This is a genomic window from Chitinibacter sp. GC72 (assembly GCF_009760905.1).
In the GTDB taxonomy this organism is placed as follows: domain Bacteria; phylum Pseudomonadota; class Gammaproteobacteria; order Burkholderiales; family Chitinibacteraceae; genus Chitinibacter.
In genome coordinates this window covers 134,212-146,771 of sequence record NZ_VIRW01000005.1, presented here as the reverse complement: position 1 = coordinate 146,771, position 12,560 = coordinate 134,212, and the positions used below count along the sequence as shown (strand labels likewise).

Sequence of the window (12,560 nt, the reverse complement as noted above, 5' to 3'; positions counted from 1 at the left end):
AATGCCTAGACTTACCCGTCGCACCAAGCGTGCCATCTGCTTGGTGTCGCTGCTTTTGCTGGCACCTGCAGCCCAACCTCTAATGGTCGATTCGGGGAGCAAGTATTTCATGCTCACCCCCGAGGAAGCCGGTACTGCCGCGCAGGGTAGCCCCGAAGAGCGCATTCTGGCTGCGATTGATTTTATCCGCAGCGGTAATATGGCCGATGCCCGCGCCACCGTGGATGCCTTGCTGGTAGAAAAGCCCAACTACCGGCTGGCGCATTTGTTGCGCGCCGATCTATATGCGATGCGCGCAGTGCCGCTGGAATCGATTGGCGCTGGCGCCAATCAGATCAGTATCGCTGCGCCTGCCCAGCAAATTGCCGAGCGGCTGGCCGATTTGCGCAAGGAAGCCCAGGTACGGATTAATTACCGCAATATGCCTACGCCGCCCGATCTGCTGCCTGCCAATATCCTGAAATTTAACGATCAGCAAAAATACGCCGTGCTGGTCGATGCCGATACGTCGCGGCTGTATATTTTTGCTAATCAGCAGGGCGTTCCCAAAATGGTGAAAGACCATTATGTGACCGTTGGCAAGCTGGGGGTTGGTAAACAGGTGGAAGGCGATCAGCGCACGCCAATTGGCGTCTATTTTGTGAACAAGCACCTGCCCCGCCCTTTGCTGGACCGGACTTATGGCGAGCTGGCCGACCTGTATGGCGTTGGTGCCTGGCCGATTTCCTACCCGAACGAGCTCGATAAAAGCAATAAAAAAACCGGCTACGGTATCTGGCTACACGGCAGCCCGGCAGCGACTTATGCCCGCCCCCCGCAGGCATCCAATGGCTGCGTGGTACTCACCAACGAAGAAATGCTCGATGTGGCGCGATATTTGCAAATCGGCACGACCCCGGTGATTGTCAGCCCGAAAATCGAGTGGCTTAGCCGTAATGAATGGCAAAAACGCCACTTGGCGGCCAATGCGGTGATTGAGCAATGGAAAACGGCGTGGGAGTCGCTCAACACCGAGCAGTATCTGAATTTCTACGGCAATCAGTTTAGCAGCGCCGAAGGGCTGGATCTGGCCAGCTGGCGACAACAAAAAACGGCAGTGAATGCGGGCAAAAAATGGAGCAAAATTGCACTGAACGATCTTTCCATTTTTGCAGTGACGGGCGGACAGCCACAAATGGTGGCCACGTTCGAACAGGATTATCGCAGCGATAATCTGGACAATAAAATGCGCAAACGACTGTACTGGCAACCGGAAGGCAGCGAGTGGAAAATCCGCTGGGAAGGCAACGCCAGCAATTAAAGGCTCAAGCTCGCAGATCCAATCAGCCCTGCCCCGGCGCAAGCAGAGTAGCTTTCAGCACACCCCACCTACGTATTGCCATGCAGCCAATATATTAAAATAGCTACAAGACAATACCCCCTTTAAGTTATTCAGCAGCGACTTCAAACAACACAGGCCGCATATGCGGCCTGTGTTCCCTATGAATCGCCGATCAGGCGTGATGCAAGCTGGCTTCGCTGCTGACCACTGCAGCAATACGGTCAGCCCATTCGCGCGCCAATACCGGATTAACATGCTCGACCATCACGCGCACCACTGGCTCGGTGCCCGATGGACGCAATAATACGCGGCCCTCGCTGCCCATGGCTGCTTCGGCTTCGGCCACTTTGGCGCTGATTGCTTCCGAACCATGGCAATCAAAACCCTTGGCGATGCGGACATTTTTCAGCACTTGCATGGAGAGCTGCAAATCCTTGCAAAAGCCCGCCAGCGTCTGGCCGCTTTCTTTCAGCGCCTGCAGCACCTGCAAGGCCGACACAATGCCGTCGCCTGTCGTGTGCTTATCCAGACACAGCAAGTGGCCCGAGCCTTCGCCACCAACCAGCCATGACTTGGCCTGCAATTGTTCGAGCACGTAGCGGTCACCCACTTTGGCGCGCACAAAGCCGATACCGCGTTGCTTGAGGGCATTTTCCACGCCCAGATTGGTCATCAGCGTGCCAACCACACCTTCACCCAGCGTGGCTTTATCCTGCCGATGCACGGCCAGCACGTACAGAAGCTGGTCACCATCGACAATCGTACCATCGCGGTCAACCATAATCAGCCGATCGCCATCACCATCGAGCGCAATACCAAAGTGCGCGCCTTCGGACAACACCTTCAGCCGCAGCGCTTCCGGATGAGTCGCGCCCACCTCTTCGTTGATGTTATATCCATCGGGCGCCACGCCAATGCTGACCACTTCGGCGCCCAGCTCGTGAAAAACATGCGGCGCGATATGGTAAGTAGCGCCATGTGCGCAATCGATCACCAACTTCAAACCCCGCAAATCCAGATCATTCGGGAAGGTGGATTTGCAAAATTCGATATAACGCCCCGCGGCATCATTAATCCGCCATGAACGGCCAATCTGCTTGGACGCGACGCAAGGCTGCGCATCATCAATTGCGCTTTCAATCGCCAGCTCGACTTCGTCCGGCAGTTTTTTACCACCCGAACCAAAAAATTTGATGCCGTTATCGTGATACGGATTATGCGAGGCTGAAATCACCACGCCGGCTGACAGGCGCAAAGCGCGGGTCAGGTAGGCAATGCCCGGCGTTGGCAATGGCCCGGTCAGATGGCAATCCACGCCCGCAGCGTTAAAACCGGCTTGCAGAGCGGCTTCCAGCATATAACCGGAAATACGGGTGTCTTTACCAATCAAGACGCCGGGATGCTCGCTCATGCCTTTTTTGATGGCTTCGGCGACCAGAACACGTCCGGCGGCATAACCCAGCTTCATCGCAAAATCAGGCGTAATCGGGTATTCACCCACCAGACCACGCACACCATCAGTACCAAAATATTTACGCGTCATTACCCTGAAACCCTTTAAAATTTGCGGCTTATTTTAAACTGTGCCAAACCTTTAATGCATCCACTGTTTCCCTGACATCATGTACGCGCACAATCTGCGCCCCCGCCTGTGCGGCCAGCAGGGCTGCCACGACGCTGGGCACCATGCGCTCCTGCACTTCACGCCCGGTTATTTCGCCGAGCATACGCTTGCGGGAAACACCCACCAGCATCGGCAAATCGAGCGCACACAGCATGGGGCCAATTGCGCGAAATAACTCGCAATTATGCGCCAGGTTTTTTCCAAACCCAAAACCAGGATCAATCACAATGCGAGATTTGTCGATTCCGATAGCCAGCACGGCGCTGGCCCGAGCGGCCAAGTAAGCGCTTACTTCAGCTACCACATCGGTATACACCGGATTGAGCTGCATACTCGGCGAGTTGCCTTGCTTGTGCATCAGACAGATGCCAGCCTGAGTTTCCTGCAAGGCCTCCATTGCTCCCGGTGCCTCAAGGCCGGCAATGTCATTGACCATATCCACACCCGCTGCCAAGGTCGCTTTCATCACGGCTGGCTTGAATGTATCGATTGAAAGCGGAACATTGAATGAAACTGCGGCTTCGATGACTGGCAACACCCGGCGCAACTCTTCTTCTTCGGGTACAGCAGTTGCCCCAGGGCGAGTGGACTCGCCACCAATATCAATGATGTCGACGCCATCGGCGCACATTTGCTCAATGCGCTTTAAAGCACCGGATAGAGAGAGGTATTGCCCGCCATCAGAGAAGGAATCAGGGGTTACATTCAATACCCCCATGACCAGCGGCCGATCTAATGCCAACCGAAAGCGGCCACATTGAAAAAAATTATTCATCTTTAATCCGCACAAAACAAAGGCGGCCGGAGCCGCCTTTACTGGATTGATTGAGTATCAAATCCGCTTACACTTCTGCTGCAGGTGCTGCTGGCGCTTGCGCTCCACCGCTTGGGGTGTCAGCCTGCACCGGCGCGGGCTTGCGAATTGGCGGCAACTCTTTAGGTGGTCGCGGCGTGCGGCCAGCCATAATATCGAGCACCTGATCACGGTCAATCGTTTCCCAATCCATCAGCGCCTGAGTCATTACCTCAACTTTGTCGCGGTTCTCGCTCAGAATCTTCACGGCCAACGCGTACTGCTCGTCAATAATGCGGCGGATTTCAGAATCAACCTGCTGCATGGTCGATTCAGACACATTTTTATGTGTCGTTACCGAACGACCCAGGAAGACTTCACCATCATTTTCGGCGTAGACCATCGGGCCCATTTTCTCGGTCATCCCGTAGCGGGTCACCATATCACGCGCCATCGCTGTGGCACGTTCAAAGTCATTCGACGCGCCAGTAGAAATGCGGTTGATAAACAGATCCTCAGCCACACGACCACCAAACAGAATCGCCAGCTCATTGAGCATCTGGTCTTTGTAGTGCGAGAAACGATCACGCTCAGGCAACTGCCAGGTCAAGCCCAAGGCACGGCCACGCGGCATAATCGTGACTTTATGTACCGGATCAGTGCCTTCGAGCATTTCAGCAACCACTGCGTGACCTGACTCGTGATACGCCGTTGCACGACGCTCATCCTCGGTCATCACCATGCTGCGGCGCTCAGGGCCCATATAGATTTTGTCTTTGGCGGATTCGAAATCGGCCATATCAACCAAGCGCTTATTACGGCGCGCAGCAAACAAAGCCGCTTCGTTGACCAAATTGGCCAGATCAGCACCCGACATACCCGGCGTACCACGCGCCAGCACCGAAGCATCTACGTCGTTGGCAATCGGTACTTTGCGCATGTGCACGCCCAGAATCTGCTCACGGCCGCGAATATCCGGCAGAGACACGACCACCTGACGGTCAAACCGGCCCGGACGCATCAATGCAGGGTCTAGCACATCAGGGCGGTTAGTCGCAGCAATGACGATAATGCCCGAATTGCCTTCAAAACCATCCATCTCAACCAGCATCTGGTTCAGTGTCTGCTCGCGCTCATCATTACCGCCCCCCATACCGGCGCCACGCTGACGACCGACCGCATCGATCTCGTCGATAAAGATGATACACGGCGCATTTTTCTTGGCGTTCTCAAACATGTCGCGCACGCGTGCCGCACCAACACCAACAAACATTTCAACGAAATCAGAACCGGAAATCGAGAAAAACGGTACTTTGGCTTCACCGGCAATTGCCTTGGCCAACAGCGTTTTACCAGTACCGGGTGAGCCCACCATCAGAATACCGCGTGGCATGCGGCCACCCAGACTCTGGTATTTACTTGGGTCGCGCAGATAATCGACGATTTCGGAGACTTCTTCCTTGGCTTCATCACAACCCGCCACGTCAGCAAAAGTGACTGCGTTATTGCTTTCGTCGAGCATTTTGGCTTTTGATTTACCAAAGCTAAACGCACCGCCTTTGCCGCCGCCCTGCATCTGGCGCATAAAGAAGATCCATACGCCGATCAACAGCAGCATAGGCCCCCAGTTCATCAGGAAGCTCATCAACAAGCTAGGCTCGGCTTCCGGTTTGGCGGCAAATTTGACATTGTGCTTGATCAGCGTATCGACCATACGGAAGTCAAAAGGCGCCAGAGTGGCGTAATTGCTGCCATCGGATTTTTTGCCGCGAATCCACTGGCCACGCAGCGGGCTGCCTTCGATTTCGGCACTGGCAATCCGTCCCTGCTCCACTTCCACCATGAATTGGGAATACGGAATCTGCGAGGCGGTATCCTGGCTTTTGGAAAACTGGTTAAAAATCGTCATCAGCACTAGGCCAACGATTAACCAAATGGCGACATTCTTGCCGAGATTGTTCACGGCTTTACTCCTGTATGTCCCGAACGCGGGAATGACAAAACTATTTTACCTGTATCGGAGGTTTGTTTAAGCCTTTTTTTGCTTGCCCAACAAATACACTTCCGAGCTTCGGTCACGTGATGCTTTAGGTTTTCGAGAGACAACGCTGCCAAAAGTTTCACGCATTGCCGCCATATACTCGGGAAAACCACTGCCTTGAAACACCTTGACCAGAAAATGTCCACCTGGTTTGAGCTGCTCCTGAGCAAACTCCAGCGCCAGCTCGCATAAATACATGCTGCGCGCCTGATCGGTCACTGTATTACCACTCATATTGGGAGCCATATCGCAAATTACAAGGTCTACTTGCCGACCGCCGAGCAGGGCATTAAAGCGATTGAGGACTTCTTCTTCCCGGAAATCGCCCTGCACAAATTCGACATCGCGAATCGGGTCCATTTCCAGAATATCCAGCGCAAAGACGCGGCCACTTTTCCCGACCTTCTTCATCGCCACCTGACACCAGCTGCCGGGCGCAGCGCCCAGATCGGCGACCCACAAACCGGGCTTGAGCAATTTGTCTTTCTCATCGATTTCGAGCAGCTTGTACGCCGCACGAGCCCGATAACCTTCCTTCTTGGCCATTTGCACATACTGGTCATTCACATGCTCGTGTAGCCAAGCACTACTGGAATTGATACCTGCCATCGGTTACACTACCCTGTTAGTTAAGAAGATTTTCAAGGATTCAATCATTATGTTCGAACTTACGCCGGATCAATGCCGTCATTTGCGCAGCTTGGCGCATCACCTTAATCCGGTGGTTATGATTGGAAACAACGGTTTGACCGACTCTGTAATGCGTGAGATTGCGGTTAATCTGGATGCACATGAACTGATCAAGGTTCGCGTGCTCGGTGATGATCGTGAAGCCCGTGCGCAATTTATGCAGCAAATCTGTACTGACCTGGGCGCAGCCCCGGTGCAGATGCTGGGTAAGCTACTGCTGATTTATCGCCCAAGCAATACTGAAAAACCCAAAATCATACTGCCTAAGAAGAAAAAGGCCGCCCAGTAAGCTGGCTGGCCAGACACAAGACCCAGGGCGCGCAAGCGCCCTTTTTATATACGTCTGCGTGCAAGTGTTTTTTAACGACCTGCACGCAAGATCGCCGCAAGCTCGCTTGTTCCGCCTCAGGCGTTTAATCGTGACGCCAGATATACACCAGACCCAGCACGCTTTGCAGCAAATAAATCAGGCTGGAAATGGTATGCCACTGCGCCAGACCGCCGCCAAACATCCCTTCGGCCACATTGCTCACGGCAGGTTTGATTTCGGCGATCAACGGAAAAATGGCAAACTGATTAATCAGCGTACACAGCAACATACCAACAATCAGCCATAATCTGGCACCTTGAAACGCGCGTGCGCCTTCAGTCCAAATCCACCAGATCAGCAAAAATACACCCGCCACAATCCCGATCCAGCCAATGGCATGAAACAACTTGCCGGCCACCATACCCGCCACGGCCTTGTCCAGACTGCCAAACAATGCCGGAGTGACCACCACGCCGATAATCCACATGCCGCCAATCCATAAGGTGGTCAGCAGATTCTTGATTCCATTACCCATACGATGTATTGAGGCATAGCCCACGCCACTCAATGGCTAGCGGGCAATACCCTCCTCCCATTTCAGATTCATGCAGACATGATGGATCAATCGGCAGCGCAGTCAACCCAATGCACTTAGACGTAGCGCACTTCCAGCACTTCATACTCGCGAATGCCGCCAGGCGCTTGCACGTCGGCCACATCGCCTTCGTACTTACCAATCAGTGCGCGCGCAATCGGGCTGGAAACCGAAATTTTACCCAGTTTGATGTCGGCCTCGTCATCACCAACGATCTGATAAGTCACTTCAGCTTCGGTTTCCAGATCCTGCAACACCACCGTTGCGGCAAAAACAATCCGGCCTTCAGCGGTATCGGCCATGTCTTTCGGATCGATGATCTGGCTATTGGAGAGCTTGCCTTCGAGCTCGGCAATGCGGCCCTCAACAAAACCCTGCTTTTCTTTGGCCGCATCGTACTCGGCGTTTTCCGACAAATCGCCGTGGCTACGTGCTTCGGCAATTGCCGCAATCACCGCCGGACGCTCGACGCTTTTCAGATTAGCCAGCTCGGCTTTCAACATTTCTGCACCGACCACGGTCAGAGGCACTTTATTCATTTCTTTCTCCCAGCGCCGTTTTGGCGCTGCTAAAAATAATAGCCGCCCCATACAGGGCGGCTTATTTAAGCTAATTCAAGCCGTAAAATATCAGCTATTGAGTTGTCGATGCAAGCCCTGCAGGTCATAAACATCCAACTCTTTCATATCGCGCAAACCAATGCACGCCGCTTTCGCGCCAGCGATGGTGGTGAACACTGGCAGCTTGGCTTTCAGTGCTTCGTGACGAATTGAGTAGCTGTCCTGAATGGCCTGGCGACGCTCGTCCACGGTATTGAAGATCATGCCAATTTCGCCGTTCACGATCATATCCACAATGTGCGGGCGACCTTCGGTCACTTTATTGACCGCCGTTACCGCCACACCTGCTGCATTAATCGCCGCAGCCGTGCCTTTGGTGGCAATCACTTTAAAGCCCAATGAAGTCAGCACTTGCGCGCATTCAACCGCTTGCGCTTTATCGCCTTCACGTACCGAGATAAACACATTACCAGCACTTGGCAAGACCACACCGGCTGCTAATTGTGACTTCACAAACGCTTCAGCAAACGTTGCGCCAACACCCATCACTTCGCCAGTCGACTTCATTTCTGGGCCGAGAATCGAATCAACACCAGGGAATTTGGCGAACGGGAAGACCGCTTCTTTCACCGAGTAATACGGTGGAATCACTTCAGTCGTCACACCTTGCTGCACCAGCGTCTGACCAACCATGCAACGCGCAGCGACTTTGGCCAATGGCACGCTAGTGGCTTTCGATACATACGGTACGGTACGTGATGCACGTGGATTCACTTCCAGCACGAACACTTTGGCATCTGCGCCCTTGCCTTGAATCGCAAACTGCACGTTCATCAAACCAACAACGTTCAGGCCTTTGGCCATCAGCACGGTCTGGCGACGCAATTCGTCTTGCAACTCTTGGCTCAATGAATACGGAGGCAATGAACACGCCGAGTCACCTGAGTGAACACCCGCTTGCTCGATATGCTCCATAATGCCGCCGATGATCACATCGGTGCCATCCGAAATCGCATCCACATCCACTTCAATCGCGTCATTCAGGAAGCGATCCAGCAAGACAGGCGAATCGTTCGACACTTTGACCGCTTCGCGCATATAGCGTTCGAGGTCTTTGTCCGAATGAACGATTTCCATCGCACGGCCGCCCAGTACATAAGACGGACGCACCACCAATGGGTAGCCAAGCTCACGCGCCAAGTGCAAAGCATCCTGCTCATTGCGCGCAGTCGCATTTGGTGGCTGACGCAAGTTCAGGTCTTGCAGCAATTTCTGGAAGCGCTCGCGATCTTCAGCAGCGTCGATCATGTCTGGCGTCGTACCGATGATAGGCACGCCGTTCGCCTCCAATGCGCGCGCCAGTTTCAATGGCGTTTGGCCACCGTACTGAACAATCACACCGATTGGTTTTTCAATTGCCACGATTTCCAACACGTCTTCGAGCGTCAATGGCTCGAAGTACAGGCGATCTGACGTGTCGTAGTCGGTAGAAACGGTTTCCGGGTTGCAGTTAACCATGATGGTTTCATAGCCATCATCGCGCAGCGCCATCGCCGCGTGCACGCAGCAATAGTCAAACTCGATACCTTGACCGATACGGTTCGGGCCACCACCCAGAATCATCACTTTTTTCTTGCTCGTCGGCGCGGCTTCGCATTCTTCTTCGTAAGTCGAATACATATAGGCGGTATTGCTCGCAAACTCAGCTGCGCAGGTGTCTACACGCTTATACACCGGACGAATTGACAATGCATGACGCGCTTTACGCACGGCATTCTGATCGCAACCGAGCAAAGTACCCAAGCGACGATCTGAGAAACCTTTACGCTTGAGCTTGCGGAATTCTTCTTTGCTCAAGCTATCAACACTACGGCCACGCAGCGAAGCTTCGTCGTTCAGAATGTCCTCGATCAAGACCAAGAACCACGGGTCGATCTTGGAAATATTGTGAATCTCGTCGCGGCTCAAGCCAACACGGAAGGCATCAGCGACGTACCACAGACGCTCAGGGCCTGGTGTGGCGATTTCTGATTCGATCTTGGTGCGATCGGTGCAGATTTCATCAAAGCCTGACATGCCGGTTTCGAGGCCGCGCAAGGCTTTTTGCAATGATTCCTGTTGCGTGCGGCCAATCGCCATCACTTCGCCCACCGACTTCATTTGCGTTGTCAGACGGTCATTTGCTTGCGGGAATTTTTCGAAAGCAAAACGTGGAATCTTGGTCACAACGTAGTCAATCGATGGCTCGAACGACGCTGGCGTTTTGCCGCCAGTGATTTCGTTTTTCAACTCGTCCAGTGTGTAGCCACAAGCCAGTTTCGCGGCGATTTTGGCAATCGGGAAACCGGTCGCTTTTGACGCCAAAGCAGATGAACGCGAAACGCGCGGATTCATTTCGATAACGATCAAACGGCCGTCTTTCGGATTGACCGAGAATTGAACGTTAGAGCCGCCAGTATCGACACCGATTTCACGCAGTACCGCAATCGATGCATTACGCATGATTTGATATTCTTTATCGGTCAGCGTTTGCGCTGGTGCGACGGTGATCGAGTCGCCAGTATGCACACCCATCGGGTCCAGATTTTCAATCGAGCACACGATAATGCAGTTGTCGTTGCGGTCACGCACGACTTCCATCTCGTACTCTTTCCAACCCAATAGCGATTCTTCAATCAGCAATTCTTTGGTTGGCGACAGATCGAGACCACGGGTACAGATCTCGATAAATTCCTGCATATTGTAGGCAATACCACCGCCCGAGCCACCCATCGTGAACGATGGACGGATAATCGTTGGAAAGCCCACTTGCGATTGCACCGCCAGCGACTCTTCGAGGCTGTGCGCAATACCGGAACGCGCCGAGCCCAGACCGATTTTGTCCATCGCCGCTTTGAATTTCTGACGATCTTCGGCTTTATCAATCGCTTCTGGCGTTGCGCCGATCAATTCAACGTTGAATTTATCGAGCACGCCGTTACGCCACAGATCGAGCGCGCAGTTCAGTGCCGTCTGGCCGCCCATCGTCGGCAAGATCGCATCTGGACGCTCTTTGGCGATAATTTTCTCCACAACTTGCCACGTAATTGGTTCGATGTAAGTCACATCGGCCATGTTCGGGTCGGTCATGATGGTGGCAGGGTTGCTGTTAACCAGAATAACTTTGTAACCCTCTTCGCGCAGCGCTTTACAAGCTTGCGCGCCAGAGTAGTCAAATTCGCAGGCCTGGCCGATCACAATCGGGCCAGCGCCAATAATCAGGATGCTTTTTAAATCGGTACGTTTAGGCATGCTGATAACCTCTTACTTGCGCTCAGACATGCTGGCGATAAATTTATCGAACAGATACGCCACGTCGTGTGGGCCTGGGCTGGCTTCCGGATGACCTTGGAATGAGAATGCTGGCTTGTCGGTCAGCGCGATGCCTTGCACCGTGCCGTCAAACAATGAACGGTGCGTCACGCGCACATTCGCTGGCAAGCTGGTTTCATCAACCTGGAAGCCATGATTCTGGCTGGTGATCATCACGTGCTTGCTATCCAAATCTTGCACCGGATGGTTCGCGCCGTGGTGGCCAAATTTCATCTTGCTGGTTTTGCCGCCAGCAGCCAGACCGAGCAATTGGTGACCCAGACAGATACCAAAAATCGGCAGGTTCGTCGCCAGCAAGTCCTGAATCGCCTTGATTGCGTAATCGCACGGCTCAGGATCACCAGGGCCGTTCGACAGGAATACACCGTCCGGTTTCAAAGCCAATACGTCAGCAGCTGGCGTTTGCGCAGGCACAACAGTCAGCTTGCAACCGCGCTCGGCGAGCATGCGCAGGATGTTGTGCTTCACACCGAAGTCGTAAGCCACAACGTGGAATTTTGGATTGCTTTGCACGGTGTAACCCACGCCCAGCTTCCACTCAGCCGTTGTCCACTCAAATGATTTTTCGCATGACACAACTTTGGCCAGATCTTGACCGGCCATCGAACCAAATGACTTGGCCTTTTCAACTGCTGCGGCAGCGTCGATATTATGACCGCTAACGATGCAGCCAGGCTGTGCACCTTTTTCACGTAAAATGCGGGTCAGCTTGCGGGTATCGATATCAGCAATAGCCACCACGCCGTTTTGCTTGAGATACTCCCCCAAGCTCATCGTCGAGCGGAAATTGGAATGCAGCAAAGGCAGATCACGAATGATCAGGCCTTCAGCAAATACGCCGCGGCTTTCAGCGTCTTCGGCATTGACGCCGTAATTGCCGATATGCGGGTAAGTCAGCGTTACAATTTGCTTGGTGTATGAAGGGTCAGTCAAGATTTCTTGGTAACCGGTCATTGAAGTGTTAAAAACCACTTCACCAAGGGTTTCGCCATCTGCGCCGATGGAAATACCGTAAAACAGAGTACCGTCTGCCAGCGCCAACAGGGCTGGGACGGATGTTGGAGTTGGGGCAGGTGTGGACACGAGGCGGCTCCAGGGCATTGCGCCCATTAAGTCAAAATCCGTGGGGTAGGCGTAGAAAAACGGGATTAGCTTAGCCAACCCCGTTTCGCGCATACAAAATTGGCCGAATTCTACCGTAAAAGCCCTTACCCTTCAATGCCAAAGGGCGAACAACTCGACGCACGACGGCAT

The 12,560-nt window shown here is 53.4% G+C and carries 10 protein-coding genes; 2 read left to right on the top strand and 8 right to left on the bottom strand.

From position 1 onward, the window contains the following. Position 1 precedes the first annotated feature (1 nt). A complete protein-coding gene (locus FLS37_RS07020; RefSeq protein WP_157315336.1) occupies positions 2-1,300 on the top strand; it encodes a murein L,D-transpeptidase family protein in 1,299 nt (432 codons plus the stop codon). Positions 1,301-1,493: 193 nt separating this feature from the next. Here the strand turns inward: FLS37_RS07020 and glmM are convergent, their stop codons facing one another. The 4 genes from glmM to rlmE form a co-directional block, all read right to left on the bottom strand. Further along, positions 1,494-2,864, bottom strand: coding sequence for a phosphoglucosamine mutase (gene glmM, locus FLS37_RS07015; RefSeq protein WP_157315334.1), 1,371 nt, complete (start codon positions 2,862-2,864; stop codon positions 1,494-1,496). Positions 2,865-2,892: 28 nt separating this feature from the next. Further along, the gene (folP, locus tag FLS37_RS07010; protein ID WP_157315332.1) at positions 2,893-3,720 is read right to left on the bottom strand and encodes a dihydropteroate synthase; all 828 of its coding nucleotides are present in this window, start codon (positions 3,718-3,720) and stop codon (positions 2,893-2,895) included. A 67-nt stretch (positions 3,721-3,787) separates the two neighbouring features. Next, positions 3,788-5,701, bottom strand: a complete 1,914-nt coding sequence (ftsH, locus tag FLS37_RS07005) for an ATP-dependent zinc metalloprotease FtsH (RefSeq protein ID WP_157315330.1) — start codon at positions 5,699-5,701, stop codon at positions 3,788-3,790. A 66-nt stretch (positions 5,702-5,767) separates the two neighbouring features. Then, positions 5,768-6,388, bottom strand: a complete 621-nt coding sequence (gene rlmE / locus FLS37_RS07000) for a 23S rRNA (uridine(2552)-2'-O)-methyltransferase RlmE (RefSeq protein ID WP_157315327.1) — start codon at positions 6,386-6,388, stop codon at positions 5,768-5,770. A gap of 49 nt (positions 6,389-6,437) precedes the next feature. On the opposite strand from rlmE, the gene yhbY reads away from it, so the two are divergent. Beyond that, entirely contained in the window at positions 6,438-6,758 is a 321-nt protein-coding gene (gene yhbY / locus FLS37_RS06995) for a ribosome assembly RNA-binding protein YhbY (RefSeq protein WP_157315324.1), read from the top strand. A gap of 124 nt (positions 6,759-6,882) precedes the next feature. On the opposite strand, the gene FLS37_RS06990 is transcribed toward yhbY, so the two are convergent. From FLS37_RS06990 to carA, 4 genes are all read right to left on the bottom strand, one after another. Continuing rightward, positions 6,883-7,314, bottom strand: a complete 432-nt coding sequence (locus FLS37_RS06990; RefSeq protein WP_157315322.1) for a DUF4149 domain-containing protein — start codon at positions 7,312-7,314, stop codon at positions 6,883-6,885. A 116-nt stretch (positions 7,315-7,430) separates the two neighbouring features. Then, a complete protein-coding gene (greA, locus tag FLS37_RS06985; protein WP_157315320.1) occupies positions 7,431-7,913 on the bottom strand; it encodes a transcription elongation factor GreA in 483 nt (160 codons plus the stop codon). 90 nt (positions 7,914-8,003) lie between these two features. Beyond that, complete coding sequence (gene carB / locus FLS37_RS06980; RefSeq protein ID WP_157315318.1) at positions 8,004-11,225, bottom strand: carbamoyl-phosphate synthase large subunit; 3,222 nt, start codon at positions 11,223-11,225, stop codon at positions 8,004-8,006. Between the two features lie 12 nt (positions 11,226-11,237). Then, on the bottom strand, positions 11,238-12,389 hold the full coding sequence (gene carA, locus FLS37_RS06975) for a glutamine-hydrolyzing carbamoyl-phosphate synthase small subunit (protein ID WP_232522525.1): 1,152 nt from the start codon (positions 12,387-12,389) through the stop codon (positions 11,238-11,240). Positions 12,390-12,560: the final 171 nt, after the last annotated feature.

Bases quoted from the DNA above. Each gene is read 5' to 3' on its own strand.
- FLS37_RS07020 (WP_157315336.1), top strand. From the start codon at position 2: ATGCCTAGACTTACCCGTCGCACCAAGCGTGCCATCTGCTTGGTGTCG.
- glmM (WP_157315334.1), bottom strand. From the start codon at position 2,864: ATGACGCGTAAATATTTTGGTACTGATGGTGTGCGTGGTCTGGTGGGT.
- folP (WP_157315332.1), bottom strand. From the start codon at position 3,720: ATGAATAATTTTTTTCAATGTGGCCGCTTTCGGTTGGCATTAGATCGG.
- rlmE (WP_157315327.1), bottom strand. From the start codon at position 6,388: ATGGCAGGTATCAATTCCAGTAGTGCTTGGCTACACGAGCATGTGAAT.
- yhbY (WP_157315324.1), top strand. From the start codon at position 6,438: ATGTTCGAACTTACGCCGGATCAATGCCGTCATTTGCGCAGCTTGGCG.
- FLS37_RS06990 (WP_157315322.1), bottom strand. From the start codon at position 7,314: ATGGGTAATGGAATCAAGAATCTGCTGACCACCTTATGGATTGGCGGC.
- greA (WP_157315320.1), bottom strand. From the start codon at position 7,913: ATGAATAAAGTGCCTCTGACCGTGGTCGGTGCAGAAATGTTGAAAGCC.
- carB (WP_157315318.1), bottom strand. From the start codon at position 11,225: ATGCCTAAACGTACCGATTTAAAAAGCATCCTGATTATTGGCGCTGGC.